Source organism: Dietzia massiliensis, from assembly GCF_018390595.1.
GTDB classification, from domain to species: Bacteria; Actinomycetota; Actinomycetes; order Mycobacteriales; family Mycobacteriaceae; genus Dietzia; species Dietzia massiliensis.
In genome coordinates, this window is the sequence record NZ_JAHBAV010000387.1 from 1 (window position 1) to 309 (window position 309).

The following is a 309-nucleotide window of genomic DNA, read 5'->3' on the forward strand; positions in this document are numbered from 1 at the left end:
GCTTTTGCAGCGCGGCGATTTGCTGGCTGGGCGTCACCTGGTCGTTGAACGAGCTGACGCCCAGCCAGCAAATCGCCGCGCTGCAAAAGCGGCATATCGATATCGGGGTCTGGCGAGAGGCGCAGCAGCAGACGCTGCCGGGGTTGACCTGCCAACGCTTGGCGAGCGAGAGCATCGCCGTGGTGCTGCCGCTCGATCATCCGCTGGCGCAGCAGGAAAGCATCCCGTTGGCGGCGCTGCAGAACGACAGTTTCATCGTGCTGCCGCCGCACGAGGCCAGCCTGGGGCTGTATCTGCACAATCTGTGCC

Annotated in this window: 1 protein-coding gene; it reads left to right on the top strand. The window is 64.7% G+C overall.

Translation table 11 applies throughout. The features are described 5' to 3' along the window. Window positions 1–309: LysR substrate-binding domain-containing protein (locus KHA85_RS20815; protein ID WP_236885866.1), on the top strand; the 309-nt coding region annotated here is incomplete at both ends.